The following is a 26,408-nucleotide window of genomic DNA, read 5'->3' as shown; positions in this document are numbered from 1 at the left end:
CCCACAAAACGCCCGGCTTGCCCGGGCGTTTTGCTCTCAAGTATTTTTCGTCATCGCCGATATGATTTAAAGCATCCGGTAATTGTACCTCTTGATCGGTACGATTTAACGCTGGGATATCTCCGGCGTTGTCGTTATATTATTGCGTATATAACGAAACTCACAGGAGCTACAGATGGCACGTACAGGGGTACGCTTTTTCGCAGGGGCAACGCTGGCACTTTCGCTGACCGGACACGCGCTGGCCGACGAAGGTAAAATTACGGTTTTTGCGGCGGCGTCGCTGACGAATGCGATGCAGGATATTGCTGCTGCGTATAAAAAAGAGAAGAACGTCGACGTCGTCTCCTCTTTTGCGTCTTCGTCTACACTGGCGCGCCAGATAGAAGCGGGGGCACCGGCCGATCTGTTCATCTCTGCCGATCAGAAATGGATGGATTACGCCGTTGATAAGAAAGCCGTGGATACGACAACCCGCGAAACGCTGCTGGGGAATAGCCTTGTCGTGGTCGCGCCAAAAGCCAGTCCGCAGGGTGACATCACCATCAACAAAGAGACTCACTGGACGCGTCTTCTGAACGGTGGCCGGCTGGCAGTGGGCGATCCGGACCATGTACCGGCTGGGATTTACGCGAAAGAGGCCCTGCAGAAACTGGGCGCGTGGCAGACACTGTCATCAGATCTGGCGCCGGCGGAAGATGTACGCGGTGCGCTGGCGCTGGTGGAGCGCAATGAGGCTCCGCTGGGCATTGTCTACGGCTCGGATGCCGTTGCCAGCAAGGGGGTCAAAGTGGTTGGCACGTTCCCGGAAGACGCCCACAAAAAAGTGGAATATCCTGTTGCGATTGTTGATGGACATAAAAATGCGACCGTGACGGCCTTCCAGGCGTACCTGAAGGGGCCGGAAGCGTCCGCAATCTTTAAACGTTATGGATTTACGACTCACGAATGATATTGACCGATCCTGAATGGCAGGCTGTACTGCTGAGCCTGAAAGTCTCTTCCCTGGCGGTTGCGCTAAGTTTGCCCTTTGGGATCTTCTTTGCCTGGTTGCTGGTGCGCTGTAAGTTTCCCGGCAAAGCGCTGCTTGACAGCGTTCTCCATCTTCCGCTGGTGTTGCCGCCCGTCGTGGTGGGATATCTGCTGCTGGTGTCCATGGGCCGACGCGGGTTTATCGGCCAATGGCTGTACGACTGGTTCGGGCTGACCTTTGCCTTTAGCTGGCGCGGTGCGGTGCTGGCCGCGGCGGTGATGTCATTTCCGCTGATGGTGAGGGCTATCCGCCTGGCGCTGGAAGGGGTGGATATCAAACTGGAACAGGCCGCCCGCACGCTGGGTGCCGGGCGCTGGCGCGTCTTTTTCACCATTACGCTACCGCTCACGCTGCCGGGCATTATTGTCGGTACGGTACTGGCCTTTGCCCGTTCGCTGGGTGAATTCGGTGCCACCATTACCTTTGTTTCGAACATCCCCGGTGAAACGCGGACGATCCCTTCGGCCATGTATACGCTGATACAGACGCCGGGTGGCGAAGGTGCTGCGGCGCGTCTGTGCGTTATCTCAATTGTGCTGGCGCTGATATCGCTGCTGGTCTCTGAATGGCTGGCGCGACTCAGCCGCGAGCGGATGGGGAAATAGTTATGCTGGAACTCCATTTCACCCAGACGCTGGGAAACCACACCCTTACACTGGACGAGACGCTGCCTGCCACCGGCATCACCGCCATCTTTGGGGTCTCCGGCGCCGGGAAAACCTCGCTCATTAATGCGATCGGTGGCCTGACACGTCCTCAGGCAGGGCGCATTGTGCTGAATAATCGCGTCCTGAATGACGTTGAAAACAAGATTTACCTGACGCCGGATAAACGGCGCATTGGCTATGTGTTTCAGGATGCGCGGTTATTCCCGCACTACAGCGTGCGCGGGAATCTGCGTTACGGCATGGCCAAAAGCATGGCCGCGCAGTTTGACAAGCTGGTGGCGCTGCTGGGCATTGAGCCACTGCTTGACCGGTTGCCTTCCTCGCTCTCCGGCGGTGAGAAACAGCGGGTGGCGATAGGGCGCGCGTTGCTCACCGCCCCCGAACTCCTGCTGCTTGATGAGCCGCTGGCCTCGCTGGATATTCCGCGCAAACGTGAACTCCTGCCGTATCTCCAGCGCCTGGCGCGTGAAATCAAGATCCCGATGCTGTACGTCAGCCACTCCCTGGATGAAATTCTGCATCTGGCGGATAACGTACTGGTGCTGGAAAACGGCAGCGTAAAGGCGTTTGGCAATCTTGAAGAGGTCTGGGGCAGTAGCGTCATGCACCCGTGGCTGCCCCGGGAGCAGCAGAGCAGTATCCTGAAGGTGAGCGTGCTGGAGCACCACCCGCATTACGCGATGACCGCCCTGGCATTGGGCGACCAGCACCTGTGGGTGAATAAAATCGACAAGCCCCTGCAGTCGGCGCTGCGTATTCGTATTCAGGCGTCGGATGTCTCTCTGGTTTTACAGCCTCCGCTGCAGACCAGTATCCGAAATATCCTGCGCGCGAAGGTCGCCGAGTGTTTTGATGATAACGGTCAGGTAGAGGTGCAGCTTGAGGTGGGGAGCAGGACGCTCTGGGCACGGATCAGCCCGTGGGCCAGGGATGAGTTAGGGATCAAACCTGGCCTGTGGCTTTACGCGCAAATCAAGAGCGTCTCCATTACCACCTGATTACAGCAGGTGGGTATAAATATACTGCGCGATGCTGTCGGTGGTGTTATCGCCAATCACCACGTTAGCGCGCGCTTTCACCGCGTCATCGGCATTGCCCATTGCCACGCCCGTTCCGGCGGCTTCCAGCATGCTGATGTCGTTGTAGTTATCGCCAAAGGCGATCACATCCTGCATTGACCACCCCTGAGACTGCACGAACTGCGTCAGGCGTTTACCTTTGCTGTTGCCTTTACGGGCGATATCCACCTGGTCATGCCAGGACCATTCGCACTCCAGACCCAGCGCCTCTTCAACGTGTTTCGCGAAGGTATTCAGTTTGGTGGTATCTTCATCGGTCAACGCGAATTTCCAGATAGCCTCAACATCCTGAGCCGCCTGGCGCAGGGAAGAGACCTGGGTAAAGACCGGACGCTGCGCTTCTGGCAGAGACTGAGCCCAGTTGGTGGTGCGGATTACGTGGCCGGTCGGGCGCTCATAGACCATCGCATTATCGACATACATCAGGCCGTGGATCGCATGTTCATCCAGTAGATCAATTAACTGCAATGCCTGGGGAACCGGCAGTGGGTCGGATTCTAAAACCTTTTTTGCTTGATAATCATACAAATAAGTGCCATTACAACAAATTGCAGGTGTATCTAACGCCAGTGCCTGATAAAAAGGGTGAATGGCAACGTGATGTCGACCCGTTACGATAAGGAGTTGATATCCCACTTCTTGCGCGCGTTTAAGCGCTTGAAGGGAGGAGGGGAGAAGGGTTTTTTGCGGCGTCAGTAAGGTACCGTCTAAATCCAGAGCAATCACACGCGAGGTCATTTGTTTTTCCGGGTTAATATTGAATTTACGATCTGATGGGATGGTACACCGAGAGGCGAACGCGTCAAAATTCCCGTCGACAATTCAGCATTCACCGTCAAAAGTTAACTACTTTCATGCGCAGTGAGGAGTGAATATTCATGAAACAAACCGTTTATACCGCCAGTCCTGAAAGCCAGCAGATCCACGTCTGGCGTTTAAATGCCGAGGGGACCCTCACGCTGGTGCAGGTTGTTGATGTGCCAGGTCAGGTACAACCAATGGCGATCAGCCCGGATAAACGTTTCTTGTACGTGGGTGTGCGCCCGGAGTTTCGCGTGCTGGCCTACCGCATCTCTCCGGATGACGGCGCGCTGACTTACACTGCGGAAGCGCCATTGCCGGGTAGCCCAACCCACATCTCAACCGATCGCCAGGGCAACTTTGTTTTCAGCGGCTCCTATAACGCGGGCTGTGTCAGCGTGACGCGTCTGGAAGAGGGCATTCCGGTCGAAACCGTGGATGTGGTGGAAGGGCTGGAAGGCTGCCACTCGGCGAATATCTCCCCGGACAACCGCACACTGTGGGTACCGGCGCTGAAGCAGGATCGTATCTGCCTGTTTACCCTGAGCGACGATGGTCACCTGGTGGCGCAGAATCCGGCTGAAGTGACCACCGTAGAGGGGGCAGGCCCGCGTCATATGGTCTTCCATCCAAACCAGCAGTACGCCTACGTGGTCAACGAGCTGAACAGTTCAGTGGACGTCTGGGAACTGAAAGATCCTAACGGGCAGATTGAGTGCGTGCAGACGCTGGATATGATGCCGTCTGACTTCTCGGATACCCGCTGGGCGGCGGATATTCACATTACGCCGGATGGTCGCCATCTCTACGCCTGTGACCGTACTTCCAGCCTGATCACCATCTTTAGCGTCTCGGAAGACGGCAGCGTGCTGGCAGTAGAAGGCTTCCAGCCGACGGAAACGCAGCCGCGTGGCTTTAATATCGATCACAGCGGTAAATATCTGATTGCAGCGGGGCAGAAGTCTCACCACATCGCCCTGTACGAAATCAAAGGCGAGCAGGGCCTGCTGGAAGAGAAAGGGCGCTATGCGGTAGGCCAGGGGCCAATGTGGGTAGTGGTAAACGCTCACTAAGCGGCTTAAAACAAAAAACCTCGCGAACGCGAGGTTTTTTTATGCCCGATGGTACTGCATTAACGGACAGGCCGGGTAAGGCGAAGCCGCCACCCGGCAAAACAGATTACTGCTTCGGCTCAGCAACCACTTTGCTACCCAGACCGCGGTTGTTGTATTCCCACATGCGGTTGAAGTTAGCGTCGTTCAGGTTGCGCTGCACGTTTCCTTTATCGTCCACGGAACCGGTATTGCCGGAGAATGGACGTTTGGAGATGGCGGCGTCAGCCCATGGTTTTGCCACGTTGAAACCTTCGTTGATAACGCTGTCGCGGATCACAACCTGACCGTTGGTTGCAGAGTCCACGTCCAGGGAGCGACCCAGCTGCGCCACGCCGTCACCGGAGGCGTTGAAGCGGCTGTTGACGGCGAGGAAGCCATAGAACAGGTTAGACTGTGTCGCTGGCGCAAAGACATAACCTTCCTGCTGGGTACGTGAGTTCACGACGCGGAAATCGGTGTTATCAAATACCACCGCGCCACGACCGGAGACCATATCCACATCACCTTCGATGTAGCTGTTGGTCACCAGCGTACGGGTCAGACGGTTATTCTGCAGGGTGTTCTGTACGCCGCTGTTGGTCACGAAGAAGGTGTTCTGACGACCCAGAATATTCACGTTGTTGATCTGCACTTTGTCGCCATCGCTACGCAGCGCCACGGCCTGGTGGTTACCCGCATCAACGCTGTCGCCCAGGGTGTTCTGAATGGTCAGGTTCTGCAGCTGCAGACCGTTGTTCTGAGACCAGACGACCGCAGAACACATCACGCCAATGGTAGCGGCACGCTTGCTCTGGCAGTTATCAAACATATACCAGGCCGGTTTGCCCGGCATGTATTTACCCGCCGGGTTGACCAGGTGACGCCAGGTGGTGCTGTCCATTTCGGAATCAATCGCCAGACCAATTTTAACGTCGATGGCTTTTTCGCCCAGACCGTAAAGGGTGATGCTGCCCGGTGCTGCCGGAATGTAAACGGTACCTTCATATTCACCTGGCATGATCGCGATGTACTGGCGAGATGCGCTGTGTTTGGTGATGGCAGCGTCAACCGCAGCCTGAATAGAGGTATGCGTCACGCCCTGCGCCCCTGCCGGACCCACAACAAAGTTTGGCTGCTTCGGCAGGTTAATAGAAGACGGCGTCCACGGCGCAGCGTTTGGATCCATCGCGGAGAAGTAGTGCGCGCGATCGAAGTTTTTCGCTTCATCAGCGGACAAAATCGGACGGGACGCGGTGCCTGGCGCGACCTGCTCAGAAGGTCGCTGATCCGGTGGCGTTGAACTGCATGCGGATAATGTCACGCCAAAGGCGAGTGCCAACGCCAGACGGGAAATCCTGGAAATGTTCAAGGTGAAGCTCCTGGGTATGCAAGTCTTAAACGAGATAGACGAAATAGCCTGCTTTTTTATACTAAGTTGAGCGAAACGGGAAGATAAAAAGGGGAAAAGTTGCATTTTTCGCCCGCAGGGGGCGGGAAAGTCGTCACAAATAAATAACATTTTCATAAAGGCGGTTGACAGCAGCCAGCAGATGAAAATAAATGTCTATACAATCCATGACAAGTGAAAGGCTTATGCTGCAACTTCATCCCGACGATGTGATATGGCGAAATGCGCGACTGGCGACAATGGTTCCTGGTGAAGAATCGTATGGCCTGCAAGCGCATCATGCCCTTGTGGTGCGCGGTCAAACCCTTCTGGCCGTCATTCCTGAAGCAGACCTCCCTTCCGGGCATGATAAATGCGTCGATCTCGGTGGACGCCTGGTCACGCCGGGTCTTATCGACTGCCATACCCACCTGGTGTTTGGCGGCAATCGCGCGGCGGAGTGGGAGCAGCGTCTCAACGGTGTCTCCTATCAGACCATCAGCGCACAGGGGGGCGGAATTAACGCCACCGTCTCGGCAACCCGCGACAGTTCGCCGGAAAATTTGCTTACACTGGCGCAGCAGCGGCTGGAGCGGTTAATGAATGAAGGGGTGACCACCCTGGAAATCAAATCCGGCTACGGTCTTAACGCCGCGGCTGAAGAAAAAATGCTGCAGGTCGCACGCCAGCTCAGCCTGAGTAATCCGGTTGAGATCAGCCCAACCCTGCTGGCGGCACATGCGGTTCCGGCGGAATACCGCCACGATCCAGACGCGTACCTCACACTGGTGTGCGAGCAGATCATGCCCGAACTGTGGCAAAAAGGGCTGTTCGAAGCGGTGGATGTTTTTTGTGAAAACGTCGGCTTCACGCCAGCACAAACCGAGCGGCTTTTCCTGGCCGCCCGCGCACGGGGTATTCCGGTGAAAGGGCACGTGGAGCAACTTTCTAACCTGGGCGGTGCGGCGCTGGTCAGCCGATTTAAAGGGTTATCTGCCGATCATATCGAATACCTGGATGAGGAGGGTGTTCAGGCCATGGCGCAAAGCGGCACGGTCGCGGTACTGCTGCCCGGCGCGTTCTATTTTCTTCAGGAGCGTCAGTGTCCACCGGTTGAACAGCTCCGGGCGCAGGGCGTACCGATGGCGGTCGCCACGGATTACAACCCCGGCACCAGCCCGTTCGCGAGCATTCATCTGGCCATGAACATGGCCTGCGTACAGTTTGGCCTGACGCCTGAAGAGGCCTGGGCTGGCGTCACGCGACATGCCGCGCAAGCGCTGGGGCGTGGAACAACACACGGGCAGTTAAAGGCCGGTTTCATGGCTGATTTTATCGTCTGGGATGCAGACCATCCGGTAGAAATGGTTTACGAGCCGGGACGCAATCCGCTGTATCAACGCATTTTCCGGGGGGAGGCAGTATGAGTTGGCAGCCCGTTGCTAAGACCGTCTGGCAGGGGCGCGACGACAGCGCCGAGGCCAGCAACGCAAAACGTATTTTTCAGACCATACGCCAGCCGTCGCAATTTACCCCGGTTTCATCCGCGATTGCGCTGATAGGCTTTGCCTGTGATGAAGGAGTAAGGCGTAATCAGGGCAGGCAGGGGGCGGCGCAGGCTCCCGACGTGCTGCGTAAGGCGCTGGCGAACATGGCAACGCATTCCGGCCACGAACGGCTGGTGGACATGGGGTCGGTTTACGTTGAGGATGACCAACTGGAAGAGGGACAACAGGCACTGAGCGATGCCGTGGTCACCTGTCAGCAGGCTGGCATGCGTACGCTGGTGTTGGGCGGCGGACATGAGACCGCCTGGGCCCACGGCCGTGGTATTCTTGAGGCGTTCCCGAATGAGCGCGTGGCGGTCATCAACCTGGATGCGCATCTTGATTTGCGCAAGGCCGAACGGGCCACCTCCGGCACCCCGTTTCGTCAGCTGGCGAACTACTGTGCTGACCACGCGCGGGAATTTCAGTACGCCTGTTTTGGCATCAGCCGCGCGGCGAACACCCAGGCGCTGTTTGACGAGGCTGAACGGCTTAACGCCACGCTGGTGGACGATCTGCATTTCCACCGGGATGCGCTATCAGCCCTGGAACAGGTGCTGGCGCAGGCCGATCGTGTTTACCTCACCATTGATCTGGACGTTCTACCCGCAGCCGAGATGCCCGCCGTGTCAGCCCCCGCGGCGTTAGGCGTGCCTGCGCGGGATCTCCTGCCCGCGATCGAGCGCATTTGCCGTAGCGGAAAACTGCAGGCCGCCGATCTGGTAGAATTTAACCCTCACTACGATCGGGACGGACAGGGGGCGAAGCTTGCCGCCCGTCTGGCCTGGCAAATTGCTCACTGGTGGGCATAACAATATTTAAGGAGTCACGATGTTCTCACGCTCACCTCAGCCGCCATCCGGCTCTCCCGCGCCTTTCTACGAAAAGGTGAAGCAGACGATCAGCGAAAAAATCGCCACCGGCGTCTGGCGGCCGCATGACCGCATTCCCTCTGAAGCCGATCTGGTGGCGCAGTTTGGTTTTAGCCGGATGACCATCAACCGGGCGTTACGCGAGCTAACCGACGAAGGCCTGCTGGTGCGTCTGCAGGGGGTCGGGACGTTTGTGGCGGAGCCGAAAGGACAATCAGCGCTGTTTGAAATCCGCAGCATTGCGGACGAGATAGCGTCGCGAAACCATCAGCACCACTGCGAAGTGCTGGTGCTTGAAGAGACGCAGGCCAGCGCCGAGCAGGCTGCGGTACTGAACGTCAAGGAGGGAACCCGGATCTTCCATTCCGTAATGGTGCATTTCGAAAATGACGTGCCGGTGCAGATTGAGGATCGCTGCGTAAACGCCGAACGGATACCGGACTATCTGGACCAGGATTACACTCAAACCACGCCGCATGCCTTTCTCTCGCTTGTCGCACCGCTGACGGAAGGGGAGCACATTGTGGAAGCGGTGCGCGCGACGCCGCAGGAGTGCGAGCTGCTGCGTATCAAAGAGCACGATCCCTGCCTGCTGATCCGCCGCCGCACCTGGTCATCCGCGCAGATTGTGTCGCATGCAAGACTGCTGTTCCCCGGTAGCCGCTATCGGTTGCAGGGCCACTTTATGTCATAAGTTTTAAAAGCGTGATAGCTAACGCAATATAACAAAATTGTATCTTTTTTGTTAAATCTGACCTTGTGTGTGCTTGTCTATACAAGTATATCTAAATGCATCATCTGTCCCGTATGAGGAGCACACAATGTCGTCAGGTAAATACCGTCAGCAGGATGTCCGCGCCGCGCGCGGCACCACCCTTACCGCCAAAAGCTGGCTCACCGAAGCACCACTGCGCATGTTGATGAACAACCTTGATCCTGAGGTTGCGGAAAACCCCCACGAACTGGTGGTGTACGGCGGCATTGGCCGCGCCGCGCGCAACTGGGAATGCTATGACGCCATTGTTAAGGCCCTGACCGAACTGGAACACGACGAAACCCTGCTGGTGCAATCCGGCAAGCCAGTCGGTGTGTTTAAAACCCATAAAAACGCGCCGCGCGTTTTGATTGCCAACTCTAACCTGGTCCCACACTGGGCGACCTGGGAACACTTTAACGAACTGGATGCCAAAGGGCTGGCGATGTATGGCCAGATGACCGCGGGTAGCTGGATCTACATTGGCAGCCAGGGGATTGTGCAGGGCACCTATGAAACCTTCGTCGAAGCCGGTCGTCAGCACTACAACGGCTCGCTGAAAGGCCGCTGGGTACTGACCGCGGGTCTGGGTGGCATGGGCGGTGCACAGCCGCTGGCCGCGACGCTGGCTGGCGCCTGCTCGCTGAACATTGAGTGCCAGCAGAGCCGCATCGATTTCCGTCTGCGTACCCGCTATGTTGACGAACAGGCCGACAGCCTCGATGACGCGCTGGCGCGTATCAAAAAATACACCGCGGAAGGTAAAGCGGTATCGATAGCGTTGTGCGGCAACGCGGCAGAGATCCTGCCGGAACTCGTGGCCCGTGGCGTTCGCCCTGACCTCGTCACCGACCAGACCAGCGCCCACGATCCGCTGCACGGCTATCTGCCAAAAGGCTGGACGTGGGAAGCCTACCAGCAAAAAGCCGAAACCGATCCTGAAGGCACGGTACTGGCCGCTAAGCGTTCGATGGCAGAACACGTCTCCGCCATGCTGGCGTTCAGCGAGATGGGCATTCCGACCTTCGATTACGGCAACAACATCCGCCAGATGGCAAAAGAGATGGGCGTCAGCAACGCCTTTGATTTCCCGGGATTTGTCCCAGCCTATATTCGTCCGCTGTTCTGTCGCGGTATCGGCCCGTTCCGCTGGGTGGCCCTGTCCGGCGACCCGGAAGATATCTACAAAACCGATGCCAAAGTGAAGGAAATTGTCGCGGACGATGAACACCTGCACCACTGGCTGGATATGGCCCGCGAGCGCATTAACTTCCAGGGCTTGCCGGCGCGTATCTGCTGGGTCGGGCTGGCGTGGCGGCAAAAGCTGGGTCTGGCTTTTAACGAAATGGTGCGCAGCGGCGAAGTGTCAGCCCCGATTGTGATTGGTCGCGACCATCTGGATTCTGGCTCCGTCGCCAGCCCGAACCGTGAAACCGAAGCCATGCGCGACGGCTCAGACGCGGTCTCCGACTGGCCGCTGCTGAATGCCTTACTCAACACCGCCAGCGGCGCGACCTGGGTATCGCTGCACCACGGTGGCGGCGTGGGAATGGGCTTCTCCCAGCATTCCGGGATGGTTATCGTCTGTGACGGAACGGATGAAGCCGCCGCGCGTATCGCACGCGTGCTGCACAACGACCCGGCAACCGGCGTGATGCGTCACGCAGATGCGGGTTACGAGATTGCTATTGAATGTGCCACAGAGCAGGGACTTAACCTGCCGATGATCCCTGCCACACAAGGAAAGCATGAATGAACGCGTTAACACTCACTCCCGGCTCGCTCACGCTCAAACAGCTGCGTCATGTCTGGCGTCAGCCGGTCACCCTTTCGCTGGATGAAAGCGCCCATGCCGCCATTAACGACAGCGTGGCCTGCGTTGAAGCCATTATTGCCGAAGGGCGTACCGCCTACGGTATCAACACCGGTTTTGGTCTGCTGGCGCAGACGCGCATTGCCACGCACGATCTGGAAAATCTCCAGCGTTCGCTGGTGCTTTCCCATGCCGCAGGCGTTGGCCAGCCGCTGGACGACGAGATTGTCCGTCTGATGATGGTGCTCAAAATTAACAGTCTGGCGCGCGGCTTTTCCGGCATTCGTCTGAGCGTGATCCAGGCCCTGATAGCGCTGGTGAACGCGGAAGTCTATCCGTGGATCCCCGCCAAAGGCTCCGTTGGCGCCTCCGGCGATCTCGCCCCGCTGGCGCATATGTCGCTGCTGTTGTTGGGGGAAGGTCAGGCGCGCTGGCAGGGAGAGTGGCTCCCGGCAAAAGAGGCGCTGAAAAAGGCCGGATTAGCGCCAATCACCCTTGCGGCAAAAGAGGGGCTGGCGCTGCTTAACGGCACGCAGGCCTCCACGGCCTTTGCGCTGCGCGGTCTGTTTGAAGCCGAAGATCTGTTCGCCTCGGCCGTGGTGTGCGGTGCGCTGACCACGGAGGCGGTGCTGGGCTCGCGTCGTCCGTTTGACGCGCGTATTCATGACGTACGTGGCCAGCGCGGGCAAATTGACGCTGCCGCGATGTATCGCCATCTGCTGACGGAGACCAGTGAGATTGCTGATTCGCACCATAACTGTGACAAGGTACAGGATCCGTACTCGCTGCGCTGTCAGCCGCAGGTGATGGGCGCGTGTCTGACGCAGCTGCGCCAGGCCGCAGAAGTGTTGCTGGTGGAAGCCAACGCGGTGTCCGATAACCCGCTGGTGTTCGCCCAGGAAAACGAGGTGGTCTCCGGCGGTAACTTCCACGCCGAGCCCGTGGCGATGGCGGCGGATAACATCGCGCTGGCGATTGCCGAAGTGGGCGCCTTGTCCGAGCGGCGAATTGCGCTGATGATGGATAAGCATATGTCCCAGCTGCCACCGTTCCTGGTGCGCAACGGCGGGGTGAATTCAGGCTTTATGATTGCCCAGGTGACGGCCGCAGCGCTGGCGAGCGAAAACAAAGCGCTGTCGCATCCGCACAGCGTGGACAGCCTGCCAACCTCTGCCAACCAGGAAGACCACGTCTCAATGGCTCCGGCAGCCGGACGTCGTCTGTGGGAGATGGCCGCCAATACCCGTGGCGTGCTGGCAGTGGAATGGCTGGCGGCGTGTCAGGGGATCGATCTGCGTGAAGGGCTGAAGTCCAGCCCGCTGCTGGAGCAGGCACGTCATGCGCTGCGTGAGCACGTATCGCATTACGATGATGACCGCTTCTTTGCGCCGGATATTGATAAGGCGATGCAGCTTCTGGAAGAGGGGCGTCTGGTGGGGTTGCTGCCTTCGGTGCTGTGATTTTTTGCCCGGTGGCGCTGCGCTTACCGGGCCTACGAATCCGAAATGTAGGCCGGGTAAGGCGTAGCCGCCACCCGGCTTTTTTTTACGAATACATCGCCGTAATCGACGCGCTCTCCAGCGAATGGAAATGCACATTAAACCCTACCATCGCGCCGCTCGCCCCTTCGTCGACCTCAATCTTCTCTACATCCAGCGCGTGAACCGTGAAGATATAGCGGTGCGTTTCCCCTTTTGGCGGCGCTGCGCCACCGTAACCGGCTTTCCCAAAATCGGTGCGCGTCTGAATGGCGCCTTCCGGCAGGGCGACCAGGTCGGAGCCGGAACCCTGCGGCAGAACGCGCGTATCGGCGGGCAGGTTGGCCACAACCCAGTGCCACCAGCCGGAGCCGGTTGGCGCATCCGGGTCGTAGCAGGTGACCACAAAGCTTTTGGTGCCCGCCGGCACATCGTCCCATGCCAGGTGCGGAGAGATATTATCTCCCTGATACCCCATCCCGTTGAAGACGTGGCGTTCAGGCAGTTTTTCGCCGTCGCGCAGATCTTTACTGATGATTTTCATACGGTTTGCCCTCGTTATTCACTCGTTCAGGAAGTGTAACGCATAGGGTCAAATCGTGAAATGCGCCGGAATGTTAACGGCTTCAACCACCGCGGCGGTTAACGTGCGTAGCTGTTCAGCCGTGATGATATACGGTGGCATCAGGTAGATAAGTTTGCCGAAAGGCCGCACCCAGACCCCCCGCTCTACAAAGAAGCGCTGCAATGCCGCCATATTCACCGGATGGGTGGTCTCAATCACGCCGATGGCACCCAGCACGCGCACGTCCGCCACGAAATTCGCCCCCGAGGCGGCACTGAACTCTTCTTTCAGTTGCGCCTCAATCGCCGCAACCTGCGTTTGCCACTCGCCGTTTTGCAGGAGCGCGAGACTTTCGTTTGCCACCGCGCAGGCCAGCGGATTACCCATAAAGGTCGGGCCATGCATAAAGCAGCCCGCTTCGCCGTCGCTGATGGTGTCGGCCACCTGACGGGTAGTGAGGGTGGCGGAGAGCGTCATGGTGCCGCCGGTCAGCGCTTTCCCCAGGCACAGGATATCCGGTGTGATATCCGCATGTTCGCAGGCAAACAGCTTACCCGTGCGGCCAAATCCGGTGGCGATCTCATCGGCAATCAGCAGGATGCCCTCGCGGTCACACATTTTACGAATGCGTTTTAACCACTCGGGATGGTACATGCGCATCCCACCAGCACCCTGAACAATCGGTTCGAGGATCACGGCGGCAATCTCATGGCGGTGGGCAGCCATCAGCCGCGCAAAGCCGACCATGTCCATTTCATTCCACTCGCCGTCAAAACGGCTCTGCGGGGCCGGGGCAAACAGGTTTTCCGGCAGGTACCCCTTCCACAGGCTGTGCATGGAGTTATCCGGATCGCACACCGACATCGCGCCAAAGGTATCGCCGTGGTAGCCGTTGCGGAAGGTCAGGAATCGCTGACGGGATTCCCCCCTGGCATGCCAGTACTGCAGCGCCATTTTCATCGCCACTTCCACCGCCACCGAGCCGGAGTCGGCAAGGAACACGCACTCCAGCGCATCGGGCGTCATCGCCACCAGACGACGGCAGAGATCAACCGCCGGTTGATGGGTAATGCCGCCAAACATCACGTGCGACATCTGGTCAATCTGCGCTTTCATCGCGGCATTCAGACGCGGGTGGTTGTACCCGTGAATGGCCGCCCACCAGGATGACATACCGTCAACAAGCGGCTCGCCGCTGGCAAGGTGCAGTTCGCAGCCGTGGGCCGAGGCCACCGGGTAGACCGGAAGCGGGCGGGTCATGGAGGTGTAAGGGTGCCAGATATGCTGCTGGTCGAAGGCGAGATCGTCCTGGGTCATAATCGACTTGTAAACCATTTTGAAAAGTTTTAGGTTTACGAGTATAAACCGAACCGAAAATTAACAAAACCCTTTGGAGAAGCCCCATGGCTCACCACGCACGCTGGACGATGTCGCAAGTCACTGAATTATTCAATAAACCTTTCCTGGAGCTGATGTTCGAAGCCCAACAGGTGCATCGTCAGCACTTCGATCCGCGCCATGTTCAGGTCAGTACGCTGCTGTCGATCAAGACCGGTGCCTGCCCGGAAGATTGCAAATATTGCCCGCAGAGCGCGCGCTATAAAACCGGGCTGGAATCCGAACGTCTGATGGAAGTGGAGCAGGTGCTCGACTCCGCGCGTAAGGCGAAAAACGCGGGCTCTACCCGTTTCTGCATGGGGGCGGCATGGAAAAACCCGCACGATCGCGACATGCCGTACCTGGAGCAGATGGTGAAAGGGGTCAAAGAGATGGGGCTGGAAGCCTGTATGACCCTCGGCACGCTGAACGAAGAGCAGGCGCAGCGCCTGTCTGCTGCAGGGCTGGATTATTACAACCACAACCTCGACACCTCACCAGAGTTTTACGGCAACATCATCACCACCCGTACCTATCAGGAGCGTCTGGATACGCTGGACAAAGTGCGCGAAGCGGGCATCAAAGTATGCTCGGGCGGGATTGTGGGGCTGGGCGAGACGGTGAAAGATCGCGCCGGTCTGCTGCTGCAACTGGCGAACCTGCCGACCCCGCCGGAAAGCGTGCCAATCAACATGCTGGTGAAGGTCAAAGGCACGCCGCTGGCGGATAACGAGGATGTCGATGCGTTTGATTTTATCCGCACCATCGCGGTCGCGCGCATCATGATGCCAACCTCATACGTCCGCCTTTCTGCCGGTCGCGAACAGATGAACGAGCAGACGCAGGCGATGTGCTTTATGGCTGGCGCTAACTCCATCTTCTACGGCTGCAAGCTGCTGACCACGCCGAACCCGGAAGAGGACAAAGACGTCCAGCTGTTCCGTAAGCTGGGGCTGAACCCGCATCAGACCGAGGTGCTGGCGGGAGATAACGAGCAACAGCAGCAGCTGGAGCAGCAGATTTTCAACGCCGATACCGAACAGTTCTACAACGCGGCATCCGTATGACCTGGCAGGCTCGTATTCAATCCGCGCTGGAAGAGCGCCGGGCGCGGGACGCTTTTCGCGTTCGCAGGGTAGTGGAAAACGGTGCAGGCCGTTTTCTGACCCACGCCCGGCGGCAGTACTGTAATTTTTCCAGCAATGATTATCTCGGCCTGAGCCAGCATCCGGCGATTGTTCGCGCCTGGCAGCAGGGGGCGGAACACTACGGCGTGGGCAGCGGCGGTTCGGGGCACGTCAGCGGCTATACGACAGCGCATCAGGCGCTGGAAGAGACGCTTGCCGACTGGCTGGGCTATCCGCGCGCGCTGCTGTTCATCTCCGGCTTTGCCGCCAATCAGGCGGTGATTGCCGCGCTGATGGGCAAGGACGATCGTATCGCCGCGGACCGCTTAAGCCACGCCTCTTTGCTGGAGGCGGCGAGTCTCAGCCCGGCACAGCTGCGGCGCTTTGCCCACAACGATGCGCTTTCGCTCGCCACGCTGCTGGATAAACCCTGTGCCGGACAACAGCTGGTGGTGACGGAAGGGGTGTTTAGCATGGATGGCGACAGCGCGCCGCTTCGTGCGCTGTCTGACGTTGCGAAACAGCAAAACGCCTGGCTGCTGGTGGATGATGCCCACGGTATTGGCGTGATGGGTGAGGACGGTCGCGGTAGCGCCAGTCAGCAAGGCGTGAAGCCGGAACTGCTGATCGTCACCTTTGGCAAAGGCGTTGGCGTGAGCGGGGCCGCCGTGCTGTGCAGCGAGTCCGTCGCCGATTATCTGTTGCAGTTCGCCCGACATCTGATTTACAGCACCAGTATGCCGCCTGCGCAGGCGGTGGCGCTCTCTGCCTCGCTGGAGGTGATCCGCGGTGAAGAGGGGGCTGAACGGCGCGCGCGTCTGGCAGAACATATTCAGCGTTTCCGTCAGGGTCTGGATCGGCTTCCTTTCCAAAGCACCGATTCGCAGAGCGCCATCCAGCCCGTTATCGTGGGGGAAAACAGCCGCGCGCTCGCGCTGGCACAAACGCTGCGCGAACGGGGAATGTGGGTCACGGCCATCCGTCCGCCCACCGTGCCGCCGGGTACGGCGCGTCTGCGTTTGACGCTGACGGCGGCGCACAAAGCAGAAGATATCGATGCGCTGCTGGAGGCTCTCCATGTCGCCAGTCAATAAACAGGCCATTGCGGCGGCGTTTGGCCGGGCTGCACGCATTTATTCGCAGCATGATGAGCTTCAGCGTCAGAGCGCTCAGGGGCTGCTTGAGCTACTCGGTGCGCGTCGTTTCCGGTACGTACTGGATGCCGGATGTGGCCCCGGCGGCAACAGCCGCTACTGGCGCGACGCCGGAAGCCACGTCACCGCACTCGATCTCTCTGAGCAGATGCTGGACGAGGCGCGACAGCAACAGGCGGCTGACCGCTATCTGACTGGCGATATTGAGTCGCTTCCGCTGCCGGATGCGCAGTTCGATCTGGTGTGGAGTCACCTGGCGGTACAGTGGTGCAGTAGCCTTTCGCAGGCGTTAAACGAGCTGTATCGCGTGGCGTGTCCGGGCGGAAAGGTGGCCTTTACCACCCTGCTGGAAAGCTCGCTGCCCGAGCTGAATCAGGCATGGAAAGCGGTAGACGAACAGCCGCACGCCAACCGCTTTTTAGCGTATGAACAGGTGACGGACGCGCTGACGGGCTGGCGCTATCAAAGCCAGGTGCAGACCATCACGCTGAACTTTAGCGATGCGTTCAGCGCCATGCGCTCGCTGAAGGGCATTGGCGCTACGCATCTGCATGCCGGGCGCGAGAGAAAACCGCTCACGCGCGGGCAATTGCAGCGCCTGGAGCTGGCCTGGCCGCAGCGGCGGGGCACTTTCCCGCTCTCTTATCAACTCTTTCATGGGATTATCGAACGTGACTGAACGTTATTTTGTCACCGGAACGGATACCGAAGTGGGTAAAACGGTGGCCAGTTCCGCGCTGTTGCAGGCGGCTCGTCTGCAGGGCAAAACCACCGCCGGGTACAAGCCCGTCGCCTCCGGAAGTGAGATGACGGCACAGGGGTTACGCAATACCGACGCGCTGGCGCTGCAGCGTAATAGCACGCTGCCGCTGGACTATGCGGCGGTGAATCCTTATACCTTTGCCGAGCCGACGTCGCCGCACATTATCAGCGCCGACGAAGGCCGCCCCATCGCGTTTTCCGTGCTCTCGGACGGCCTGCGCGCACTGGAACGCCAGGCTGACTGGGTGCTGGTGGAAGGCGCAGGGGGGTGGTTTACGCCGCTGTCGGACGAACTGACGTTTGCGGACTGGGTCCAGCGCGAGCAGCTTCCGGTGATCCTCGTGGTCGGGGTGAAGCTCGGCTGTATCAACCACGCCATGTTAACGGCACAGGCCGTTCAGCAGGCTGGGCTGCGTCTGGCGGGCTGGATAGCCAACGACGTGGTCGCACCCGGTAAGCGTCATCAGGAGTATCTGGCCACGCTCAGGCGAGTGCTTCCCGCGCCGTTCCTTGGGGAGATCCCATGGCTTGCGGACGGTGCTGAGCACGCCGACACCGGACATTACCTCGACCTCAGTGCCTTGCTTCCCGCGACATCCAGTGGGCAATAAGCTCGTCATCCAGCTCGGTAACGTGGCCCTGGGCCACGTTACGCCCGCGATACAGCATACAGAAGCGATCCACTACCCGGCGGATAAACGACAGCTGCTGCTCGGCTAATAACACCGTCATCCCCAGCTCACGATTAAGCCTCGCCAGCAGATGGCCCAGCTTCTGAGCAAAGCTGTACCCTGCGCCCTGCAGCGGCTCATCCAGAATCAATACCCGCGGTCGGTTGACCAGCGCGTTAGCCAGCGCCAGCTGATACTGATCGTCCGGGGAGAGCCCGTTCGCCCGAATCTGTCGCAGCGCCCATAGCTGCGGGAACAGGTCATAAACATCGCTTTTTGCACGCGTGTCCGTTGCCCCTGTCGCCCGCATGGCGATGTGCAAGTTTTCCTCGATGGTCAGTTGCGAAAAAATCCGTCGGTCCTGTGGCACGTAGCCAATCCCCGGCAGCGCGCGTTGATCCGGTGCCTGACGCAGTAAATCACAGGGCGGGGCACCGGCTTCGTGCCAGACGATGGTTCCGCTCTGCACCGGTAACGCGCCGGTGATGCAGTTGATGAGGGTGGTTTTTCCCATGCCGGGCAGGCCAATCACCCCTGTGCATAAGCCCTGCGGTAAATCCAAATCGACATTCCATAGCGTATGTTGGTTTCCGTAAAACTGATTGACTGCACGCAGACTCAACATCTTTCTCTCCTTAAAAATGTATGTGGGTGAGGCTCGTTAATGAATCTGCAAATCTCCTGCCAGAACCGTTGAACTGATTAAAAAAGAGGCTTTTTTAGGATAATGCCGTCGCAAAACGACCGATCGATAAGCGGATTGCACTGTCTCAGTGCCAGAACTGTTAGCGGTGGTGCAGGGACTGAAATGGCTGAATTGTGAGCAAGATCTCATTGGTTGGTTATGAATAACGCAACGGTTGATTGGCAAAAATTAGCGATAAAAATTTTTTGTCACCGCCTCGTGGGAAAAACCGGGAATTTGCTGAGCGGCAGTCTGTATGGGCTGGACGCAGTTATCCACTATTCCTGTGGATAACCATGTGCATTAGAGTTAGAAAACACGCGATAAGCGAGAGAAGACGCGGGTTACGCCCAAATTGACGCGAAACGCGGCTCTGGAAAATATCCTTTAAGATTTAACTGGTTAGATAAAATCAATTGCCGTCATAAAAGTGTCACCGGTTGCCATAAAACTACCATTACCTGGCTTGACAAATGTTAAAAATGAAAATGTTCTGGGGATAACCGGGTAGGGCTGGTGTTTTATGTCGTCTCAGTCGAAATTTTGACCGGGAATACGCTAATCCTTCGGGTGCTATGCTAAATATCGTGACACGCTACTGGTTTTACATCCAGTGTTTTTTACTGGCATTCCTGGCCACAACGAGTAAAATTACTCACCTGCCGCTTTTTACATCACCAGGTTGTCGCCCATGAGTAAACCGTTCAAACTGAATTCTGCTTTCCGTCCTTCTGGCGACCAGCCTGAGGCGATCCGTCGTCTTGAAGAGGGGCTGGAAGATGGGCTGGCACACCAGACGCTGCTGGGGGTGACCGGTTCGGGTAAAACCTTCACCATCGCCAACGTCATCGCGGATCTGCAACGCCCCACCATGGTGCTGGCGCCCAACAAAACGCTGGCGGCGCAGCTGTATGGCGAGATGAAAGAGTTCTTCCCGGAGAATGCCGTCGAGTATTTCGTCTCGTATTACGATTACTACCAGCCAGAAGCCTATGTGCCGAGCTCTGACACCTTCATCGAGAAAGATGCCTCGGTGAACGAACACATTGAGCAGATGCGTCTCTCGGCGACGAAGGCGCTGCTGGAGCGTCGTGATGTGGTGGTGGTCGCGTCGGTGTCTGCCATCTACGGTCTGGGCGACCCGGATCTCTACCTCAAGATGATGCTGCACCTGACGCAGGGGATGATCATCGATCAGCGCGCGATTTTGCGCCGACTGGCGGAGCTGCAGTACACCCGTAACGACCAGGCGTTCCAGCGCGGTACGTTCCGCGTGCGCGGCGAGGTTATCGACATCTTCCCGGCGGAATCGGACGACATTGCCCTGCGCGTTGAGCTGTTTGACGAAGAGGTGGAACGCCTGTCGCTGTTCGACCCGCTCACCGGCCACGTCGAGTCCGTTATTCAGCGTTACACCATCTACCCGAAAACGCACTATGTAACGCCACGCGAGCGTATTGTGCAGGCGATGGAAGAGATCAAAGAGGAGCTGGCGGAACGCCGTAAGGTGCTGCTGGCGAACAATAAACTGCTGGAAGAGCAACGCCTGAGCCAGCGTACCCAGTTCGATCTGGAGATGATGAACGAGCTGGGCTACTGCTCCGGCATCGAAAACTACTCCCGTTTCCTCTCCGGTCGTGGGCCGGGCGAGCCGCCGCCGACGTTGTTTGACTACCTTCCGGCGGACGGGTTACTGGTGATCGACGAATCCCACGTCACGATCCCGCAGATCGGCGGGATGTATCGCGGTGACCGCGCGCGTAAAGAGACGCTGGTTGAGTACGGCTTCCGTCTGCCGTCGGCGCTGGACAACCGTCCGATGAAGTTTGAAGAGTTTGAAGCGCTGGCACCGCAAACCATTTACGTTTCGGCGACGCCGGGCAACTACGAGCTGGAGAAATCGGGCGATGAGGTGGTTGACCAGGTGGTTCGTCCGACAGGGCTGCTGGATCCGGTGATCGAAGTCCGTCCGGTTGCGACGCAGGTGGACGATCTGCTCTCCGAGATCCGCGCCCGTTCGGCAATCAACGAGCGCGTGCTGGTCACCACGTTGACCAAACGTATGGCGGAAGACCTGACCGAATATCTGGAAGAACACGGCGAGAAGGTGCGTTATCTGCACTCGGATATCGATACCGTGGAGCGTATGGAAATTATCCGCGACCTGCGTCTGGGCGAGTTTGACGTGCTGGTGGGGATCAACCTGTTGCGAGAGGGTCTGGATATGCCGGAAGTCTCGCTGGTGGCAATCCTCGACGCCGACAAAGAGGGCTTCCTGCGTTCAGAGCGCTCGCTGATCCAGACCATTGGCCGCGCCGCGCGTAACGTCAACGGTAAAGCGATTCTCTACGGCGATAAAATCACCCCGTCGATGGCGAAAGCGATTGGCGAAACGGAACGCCGTCGCGAGAAACAGCAGCGCTACAACGAAGAGCATGGCATTACGCCGCAGGGTTTGAACAAGAAGGTGGTGGATATTCTGGCGCTGGGTCAGAACATTGCGAAGACCAAAGCGAAAGGACGCGGCAAGGCGCGTTCCGTGGTGGAGGAAGATACCGTCGCGCTGACGCCGAAAGCGCTGCAGCAGAAAATCCACGAGCTGGAAGCGCAGATGATGCAGCACGCCCAGAACCTGGAGTTCGAAGAGGCAGCGCAAATTCGCGACCAGCTGCATCAGCTGCGGGATCTTTTCATCGCCGCATCTTAAAAGCAGCGTGTTTTCGCCCTCTCCCTGTGGGAGAGGGCCAGGGTGAGGGCATCAGGCCGCACAAAACGAGCCTAACCCAACTCCTGAATCGCCTTCTCCAGCGCGTCACGCAACAAGTGACGGTCATGACGGTATTTGATATCGCTGGCCTCCAGCGGCTCCTGCACCACCACGCGATCGCCAATGCCCGTTACATCCACTTTCGGCCCGACCACAACACCGTCGATGATTTTTTTACCGACGTACTGCTCCATCAGCTCCAGTTTATCCGCCAGCGACAGGCTGGCCGCTGCCGGACTCAATTCGCGGCCTAAATTACCGATGTACACCATCGGGGCGGGCGTTCTGCGCAGGGCCTGCGCCAGCTCTTTCACCAGTAAAATCGGCATCAGGCTGGTGTAAAAACTGCCCGGGCCAATCAGGATCAAATCCGCCTCGGCGATGGCCTCAACCGCTTCGCGCGTGGCGGGAACGGCCGGGTAAGTCATCAGCTCTTTCGGCGGCAGCGTAAGCTGATCAATATTCACTTCGCCGTACACTTCATGGCCTTCCACGTCGATGGCCATCAAATCGACCGGTTGTTCAGACATCGGGATCAGGAACGCATCCACTTTGAGCAGATTGCGGATGAGATTGATCGCTTCCAGCGGGCGCACGCTCAGGTGATCCAGCGCTTTAAGCATCAAATTTCCAAGGTTATGCCCGGAAAGCTCCCCGTTACCGCCAAAACGGTACTCAAACATCGCCGAGGCGACGCTCGGTTCGGTAATTAACTGATTCAGGCAATTACGCATATCGCCCCAGGCAATGCCGCCTTCTGCGCGTCGGATCCGCCCCGTCGATCCGCCGTTATCCGTTGTTGTTACTATCCCTGTCAGTCTTGAGCCAAGGGATGACAAAGAGGACATCACCCGGCCCAGACCATGGCCTCCACCCAGTGCCACCACCCGGTCAAGATCCGCAAAAGTGCGATTGCGCATACTTATTCCTTATCACGTTCGATCTGCGTAACAGTAACCTAACTACCCCTAAAAGACGATGCCTCAGCCAGGGCAAAATGACGTATATCAATGCGAATCTGCTGTTTTGGCGTATTCTGTAACGAAAATGCACGATCAGGTCGCTATATACATGTTTATATAGCGTTAAGCGGTAATGGCGAAAGGGTGATTTACGCGCTACTATCGCCATAACCACGTTTTCAAATTTGAAAACATACACTCTAGCCCTGGTGCCTGTGTCGAAAGATATGGCGCCCTGGCCGTGGCAACTATGCCACCAGGGTACAGAAAGAAATGACTGTGCCTCCCGTATCTGGAAAGGTGTACATGGCTTCACAACTTACTGATGCTTTCGCGCGTAAGTTTTACTACTTACGTCTGTCGATTACCGATGTGTGCAACTTCCGTTGCACCTACTGTCTGCCCGACGGCTACAAACCGGGCAGCGTCACCAATAACGGCTTTCTCTCCGTGGATGAAGTTCGCCGCGTTACGCGCGCGTTCTCGGCACTCGGCACGGAAAAAGTGCGTCTGACCGGCGGAGAACCTTCGCTGCGCCGTGACTTCCCCGACATTATTGCCGCCGTGCGTGAAAACGAACGCATCCGTCAGATTGCGGTGACCACCAATGGCTACCGCATGGCGCGCGATGTCGCAACCTGGCGTGATGCGGGCTTAACGGCCATTAACGTCAGCGTGGACAGCCTGGATGCCCGTCAGTTTCATGCCATTACCGGCCAGGATAAATTCCAGCAGGTGATGGACGGTATTGATGCTGCGTTTACCGCCGGGTTCGATAAGGTCAAAGTCAACACCGTGCTGATGCGTGATGTAAACCATCATCAGCTGGACACCTTCCTGGCGTGGATCAAATCCCGCCCCATTCAACTGCGGTTTATTGAACTCATGGAGACGGGCGAGGGCAGCGAGCTGTTCCGCCGCCACCATATCTCCGGCATGGTGTTGCGCGATGAGCTGCTTAAACGCGGCTGGATCCACCAGATCCGCCAGCGAAGCGACGGCCCGGCGCAGGTCTTTTGTCACCCGGATTACGAAGGGGAGATTGGGCTTATCATGCCTTACGAGAAAGATTTCTGCGCCAGCTGTAACCGCCTGCGCGTCTCCTCGGTGGGCAAACTGCATCTGTGTCTGTTCGGGGATGGCGGCGTTAACCTTCGCGATCTGCTGGAAGACGATGCGCAACAGGCCGCGCTGGAAGCGCGTATTTCTGAGGCGCTGACGCATAAAAAACAGACCCACTTCCTGCATCAGGGCAACACCGGCATTACTCAGAACCTGTCATACATTGGCGGGTAATCAGGCTTAAGAAGGAACCAGAAGATGAGTCAGGTCAGCGCGGAATTTATCCCGACACGTATTGCCATCCTTACCGTTTCCGACCGTCGTGGCGAAGAGGATGACACCTCCGGCCACTGGCTGCGCGAAGCCGCCCATGACGCCGGGCATAAGATCGTTGATAAAGCGATCGTCAAAGAGAACCGCTATGCCATACGCGCGCAGGTCTCCCAGTGGATTGCCAGCGATGAAGTGCAGGTGGTGTTGATCACCGGCGGCACCGGTTTTACCGCAGGCGACCAGGCGCCAGAGGCGCTTATCCCGCTGTTTGACCGCGAGGTAGAAGGCTTCGGCGAAGTGTTCCGCATGCTGTCGTTTGAAGAGATTGGTACCTCGACGCTGCAGTCACGTGCGGTGGCGGGCATGGCGAACAACACACTGATATTCGCCATGCCGGGCTCGACCAAAGCCTGCCGCACCGCGTGGGACAACATTATCGCCCCGCAGCTGGATGCCCGTACCCGTCCGTGTAATTTTCATCCCCATTTAAAGAAATAAGCTATGTCGCAACTGACCCACATTAACGCCGCTGGCGAAGCGCATATGGTGGACGTTTCTGCCAAGGCCGAAACGGTCCGCGAGGCGCGTGCCGAAGCGTTCGTTACCATGCTGCCAGACACCCTGGCGATGATTATCGACGGCAGCCACCATAAGGGTGATGTCTTTGCCACTGCCCGCATCGCCGGGATCCAGGCGGCGAAACGCACCTGGGACTTAATTCCGCTCTGCCACCCGCTGATGCTCAGCAAGGTGGAGGTCAATCTTCAGGCCCAGCCAGAGCACAACCGCGTGCGCATCGAATCGCTGTGTCGTTTAACCGGTAAAACGGGCGTGGAGATGGAAGCGCTGACGGCGGCGTCCGTTGCCGCGCTGACTATCTACGATATGTGCAAAGCGGTGCAGAAAGATATGGTGATTGGCCCGGTTCGTCTGCTGGCGAAAAGCGGCGGCAAATCCGGTGATTTTAAGGTGGACAGCCATGATTAAGGTGCTCTTTTTTGCCCAGGTGCGTGAACTGGTGAATACCGACAGCCTGACGCTGGAAGCGACGTTTAAAGACGTTGCCGCACTGCGTGCGCATCTGGCGGCGCAAAGCGACCGTTGGGCGCTGGCGCTGGATGAAGGGAAGCTGCTGGCCGCCGTCAACCAGACGCTGGTGGAGTTTACCCATCCGCTGGAGGCAGGTGATGAAGTGGCCTTCTTCCCACCGGTGACGGGGGGTTAAGATGGCTGATACGCGAATTCTGGTTAGCCCTGAGCGCTTTAACGTCGGTACGGAATATCACTGGCTGGCAGAGCGCGATGGAGACGGTGCTGTTGTGACCTTCACCGGTAAAGTGCGTAACCATAACCTTGGCGACAGCGTAAAAGCGCTGACGCTGGAACACTATCCGGGCATGACCGAGAAATCTCTGGCTGCGATCGTCGAAGAGGCGCGAGGCCGCTGGCCGCTCGGGCGTGTGACGGTTATCCACCGCATCGGTGAGATGTGGCCGGGCGAGGAGATCGTTTTCGTGGGGGTGACCAGCGCCCATCGCGGCAGCGCGTTTGCCGCCGGGGAGTTCATCATGGATTACCTGAAAACCAAAGCCCCGTTCTGGAAACGTGAAGCGACGCCGGAGGGGGAGCGGTGGGTTGAATCGCGCGACAGCGACAAACAGGCCGCCAGCCGTTGGTAACAGGTTTATGTGGATGTGTTAGTCTTAACGTGTGTGTCTACTTAATCAGGAGTGAATCATGGACCGATTTCCGCGTTCCGATTCGATAGTACAGCAGACCCGTAGTGGCCTGCAGACGTATATGGCTCAGGTTTATGGCTGGATGACGGTGGGCTTACTGCTTACCGCATTTATCGCGTGGTATGCGGCCAATACCCCTGAACTGATGATGTTTATCTTTTCCAGCAAAATCACCTTCTTTGGGCTGATCATTGCGCAACTGGCACTGGTGTTTGTGCTCTCCGGTCTGGTACAGAAGCTGAGTGCCGGGATGGCGACCACCCTGTTTATGCTCTATTCGGCACTGACGGGGCTGACGCTTTCCAGCATTTTCATCGTCTATACCTACTCCTCCATCGCCAGCACCTTTGTGGTCACCGGCGGGATGTTTGGTGTGATGAGCCTGTACGGTTACACCACCAAACGTGACCTCAGCGGTCTTGGCAACATGCTGTTCATGGGGCTGATCGGGATTGTGCTGGCGTCGCTGGTGAACCTGTGGCTGAAGAGCGACGCGCTGATGTGGGCGGTGACCTATATCGGGGTGGTGATTTTCGTTGGCTTAACCGCCTACGACACCCAGAAGCTGAAAAACATCGGCGAGCAGATTGACGTGCGTGACAGTTCCAACCTGCGTAAATACTCAATTCTGGGTGCCCTGACGCTGTATCTGGACTTCATCAACCTGTTCCTGATGCTGCTGCGTATTTTCGGCAACCGTCGTTAAATACAGCCCCTCACCCTAACGGTGCGGTTTTT

General features: G+C 57.9%; 26 protein-coding genes and 1 riboswitch. Of the genes, 20 read left to right on the top strand and 6 right to left on the bottom strand.

Translation table 11 applies throughout. The annotated features are described in order from the left end of the window. The first annotated feature begins 175 nt into the window (after positions 1–175). Genes modA through modC form a run of 3 tightly spaced genes read left to right on the top strand, consistent with a single transcriptional unit; the run spans position 176 to position 2,699 of the window. Complete coding sequence (gene modA, locus M8370_RS13965; RefSeq protein WP_023621276.1) at positions 176–952, top strand: molybdate ABC transporter substrate-binding protein; 777 nt, start codon at positions 176–178, stop codon at positions 950–952. Beyond that, positions 949–1,638 (top strand): molybdate ABC transporter permease subunit, encoded by a 690-nt coding sequence (gene modB, locus M8370_RS13960; RefSeq protein ID WP_013097514.1) that lies wholly within the window; start codon positions 949–951, stop codon positions 1,636–1,638. The genes modA and modB overlap by 4 nt, the downstream gene beginning before the upstream one ends. 2 nt (positions 1,639–1,640) lie before the next feature. Continuing rightward, positions 1,641–2,699 (top strand): molybdenum ABC transporter ATP-binding protein ModC, encoded by a 1,059-nt coding sequence (modC, locus tag M8370_RS13955; protein ID WP_029882496.1) that lies wholly within the window; start codon positions 1,641–1,643, stop codon positions 2,697–2,699. Here modC and M8370_RS13950 read toward each other — a convergent pair whose 3' ends face one another. Further along, entirely contained in the window at positions 2,700–3,518 is an 819-nt protein-coding gene (locus M8370_RS13950) for a pyridoxal phosphatase (RefSeq protein ID WP_095907525.1), read from the bottom strand. Positions 3,519–3,658: 140 nt separating this feature from the next. Here M8370_RS13950 and pgl point away from each other — a divergent pair, with 140 nt between their 5' ends. Then, positions 3,659–4,654, top strand: a complete 996-nt coding sequence (gene pgl, locus M8370_RS13945) for a 6-phosphogluconolactonase (protein ID WP_013097511.1) — start codon at positions 3,659–3,661, stop codon at positions 4,652–4,654. Between the two features lie 106 nt (positions 4,655–4,760). On the opposite strand, the gene M8370_RS13940 is transcribed toward pgl, so the two are convergent. Continuing rightward, complete coding sequence (locus M8370_RS13940; protein ID WP_038418926.1) at positions 4,761–6,044, bottom strand: putative acyl-CoA thioester hydrolase; 1,284 nt, start codon at positions 6,042–6,044, stop codon at positions 4,761–4,763. Positions 6,045–6,268: 224 nt separating this feature from the next. Here M8370_RS13940 and hutI point away from each other — a divergent pair, with 224 nt between their 5' ends. From hutI to hutH, 5 genes are all read left to right on the top strand, one after another. Beyond that, complete coding sequence (hutI, locus tag M8370_RS13935) at positions 6,269–7,489, top strand: imidazolonepropionase (RefSeq protein WP_250021213.1); 1,221 nt, start codon at positions 6,269–6,271, stop codon at positions 7,487–7,489. After that, positions 7,486–8,421: a formimidoylglutamase gene (hutG, locus tag M8370_RS13930; RefSeq protein WP_250021207.1), complete on the top strand. Its 936-nt coding sequence runs from the start codon at positions 7,486–7,488 to the stop codon at positions 8,419–8,421. Before hutI ends, hutG begins: the two co-directional genes overlap by 4 nt. Positions 8,422–8,440: 19 nt before the next feature. Next, complete coding sequence (locus M8370_RS13925) at positions 8,441–9,175, top strand: histidine utilization repressor (protein WP_013097507.1); 735 nt, start codon at positions 8,441–8,443, stop codon at positions 9,173–9,175. A gap of 127 nt (positions 9,176–9,302) precedes the next feature. Continuing rightward, positions 9,303–10,991 (top strand): urocanate hydratase, encoded by a 1,689-nt coding sequence (hutU, locus tag M8370_RS13920; RefSeq protein WP_013097506.1) that lies wholly within the window; start codon positions 9,303–9,305, stop codon positions 10,989–10,991. Continuing rightward, entirely contained in the window at positions 10,988–12,508 is a 1,521-nt protein-coding gene (gene hutH, locus M8370_RS13915) for a histidine ammonia-lyase (RefSeq protein ID WP_038418932.1), read from the top strand. The genes hutU and hutH overlap by 4 nt, the downstream gene beginning before the upstream one ends. Positions 12,509–12,593: 85 nt before the next feature. On the opposite strand, the gene M8370_RS13910 is transcribed toward hutH, so the two are convergent. Then, positions 12,594–13,070: a kinase inhibitor gene (locus M8370_RS13910; protein ID WP_013097504.1), complete on the bottom strand. Its 477-nt coding sequence runs from the start codon at positions 13,068–13,070 to the stop codon at positions 12,594–12,596. Positions 13,071–13,118: 48 nt separating this feature from the next. Next, positions 13,119–14,426: an adenosylmethionine--8-amino-7-oxononanoate transaminase gene (bioA, locus tag M8370_RS13905; protein ID WP_250021206.1), complete on the bottom strand. Its 1,308-nt coding sequence runs from the start codon at positions 14,424–14,426 to the stop codon at positions 13,119–13,121. A 68-nt stretch (positions 14,427–14,494) separates the two neighbouring features. Here bioA and bioB point away from each other — a divergent pair, with 68 nt between their 5' ends. From bioB to bioD, 4 genes are read left to right on the top strand one after another with little or no spacing between them, the layout of a single operon-like run. Continuing rightward, a complete protein-coding gene (bioB, locus tag M8370_RS13900) occupies positions 14,495–15,535 on the top strand; it encodes a biotin synthase BioB (protein ID WP_014831141.1) in 1,041 nt (346 codons plus the stop codon). Continuing rightward, a complete protein-coding gene (gene bioF / locus M8370_RS13895) occupies positions 15,532–16,689 on the top strand; it encodes an 8-amino-7-oxononanoate synthase (RefSeq protein ID WP_250021205.1) in 1,158 nt (385 codons plus the stop codon). The genes bioB and bioF overlap by 4 nt, the downstream gene beginning before the upstream one ends. Continuing rightward, the gene (gene bioC / locus M8370_RS13890) at positions 16,673–17,428 is read left to right on the top strand and encodes a malonyl-ACP O-methyltransferase BioC (RefSeq protein ID WP_250021204.1); all 756 of its coding nucleotides are present in this window, start codon (positions 16,673–16,675) and stop codon (positions 17,426–17,428) included. The genes bioF and bioC overlap by 17 nt, the downstream gene beginning before the upstream one ends. Then, positions 17,421–18,122: a dethiobiotin synthase gene (bioD, locus tag M8370_RS13885; RefSeq protein ID WP_020685271.1), complete on the top strand. Its 702-nt coding sequence runs from the start codon at positions 17,421–17,423 to the stop codon at positions 18,120–18,122. Before bioC ends, bioD begins: the two co-directional genes overlap by 8 nt. Here bioD and M8370_RS13880 read toward each other — a convergent pair. Next, positions 18,085–18,807: an ABC transporter ATP-binding protein gene (locus M8370_RS13880; RefSeq protein ID WP_013097498.1), complete on the bottom strand. Its 723-nt coding sequence runs from the start codon at positions 18,805–18,807 to the stop codon at positions 18,085–18,087. The two genes, bioD and M8370_RS13880, sit on opposite strands and share 38 nt — an antisense overlap. Before the next feature lie 751 nt (positions 18,808–19,558). Here M8370_RS13880 and uvrB point away from each other — a divergent pair. Next, positions 19,559–21,574: an excinuclease ABC subunit UvrB gene (gene uvrB, locus M8370_RS13875; RefSeq protein ID WP_013097496.1), complete on the top strand. Its 2,016-nt coding sequence runs from the start codon at positions 19,559–19,561 to the stop codon at positions 21,572–21,574. Between the two features lie 71 nt (positions 21,575–21,645). On the opposite strand, the gene yvcK is transcribed toward uvrB, so the two are convergent. Continuing rightward, on the bottom strand, positions 21,646–22,554 hold the full coding sequence (yvcK, locus tag M8370_RS13870; protein WP_013097495.1) for a uridine diphosphate-N-acetylglucosamine-binding protein YvcK: 909 nt from the start codon (positions 22,552–22,554) through the stop codon (positions 21,646–21,648). 226 nt (positions 22,555–22,780) lie between these two features. Beyond that, positions 22,781–22,915: riboswitch (molybdenum cofactor riboswitch) on the top strand. On the opposite strand from yvcK, the gene moaA reads away from it, so the two are divergent. The 6 genes from moaA (at position 22,903) to M8370_RS13840 (ending at position 26,376) form a co-directional block, all read left to right on the top strand. After that, the gene (gene moaA, locus M8370_RS13865) at positions 22,903–23,892 is read left to right on the top strand and encodes a GTP 3',8-cyclase MoaA (protein WP_058680904.1); all 990 of its coding nucleotides are present in this window, start codon (positions 22,903–22,905) and stop codon (positions 23,890–23,892) included. Its footprint overlaps the riboswitch before it by 13 nt. A gap of 24 nt (positions 23,893–23,916) precedes the next feature. Next, complete coding sequence (gene moaB, locus M8370_RS13860; RefSeq protein WP_013097493.1) at positions 23,917–24,429, top strand: molybdenum cofactor biosynthesis protein B; 513 nt, start codon at positions 23,917–23,919, stop codon at positions 24,427–24,429. A gap of 3 nt (positions 24,430–24,432) precedes the next feature. Next, complete coding sequence (gene moaC / locus M8370_RS13855; RefSeq protein WP_013097492.1) at positions 24,433–24,918, top strand: cyclic pyranopterin monophosphate synthase MoaC; 486 nt, start codon at positions 24,433–24,435, stop codon at positions 24,916–24,918. Next, positions 24,911–25,156: a molybdopterin synthase sulfur carrier subunit gene (moaD, locus tag M8370_RS13850; RefSeq protein WP_038984997.1), complete on the top strand. Its 246-nt coding sequence runs from the start codon at positions 24,911–24,913 to the stop codon at positions 25,154–25,156. The genes moaC and moaD overlap by 8 nt, the downstream gene beginning before the upstream one ends. Before the next feature lies 1 nt (position 25,157). Then, positions 25,158–25,610 carry a molybdopterin synthase catalytic subunit MoaE gene (gene moaE, locus M8370_RS13845; RefSeq protein WP_250021203.1) on the top strand — a complete coding sequence of 151 codons (453 nt, stop codon included), beginning with the start codon at positions 25,158–25,160 and terminating at the stop codon, positions 25,608–25,610. A 58-nt stretch (positions 25,611–25,668) separates the two neighbouring features. After that, a complete protein-coding gene (locus M8370_RS13840; RefSeq protein WP_014831151.1) occupies positions 25,669–26,376 on the top strand; it encodes a Bax inhibitor-1/YccA family protein in 708 nt (235 codons plus the stop codon). The last annotated feature ends 32 nt before the right edge of the window (positions 26,377–26,408 follow it).

The sequence above is a fragment of the Enterobacter cloacae complex sp. OE43NF genome (genome assembly GCF_023544405.1).
Classification (GTDB): Bacteria; Pseudomonadota; Gammaproteobacteria; order Enterobacterales; family Enterobacteriaceae; genus Enterobacter; species Enterobacter cloacae.
The sequence above is the reverse complement of the archived record's forward strand: the minus strand, read 5'-3'. Positions and strand labels throughout refer to the sequence as shown.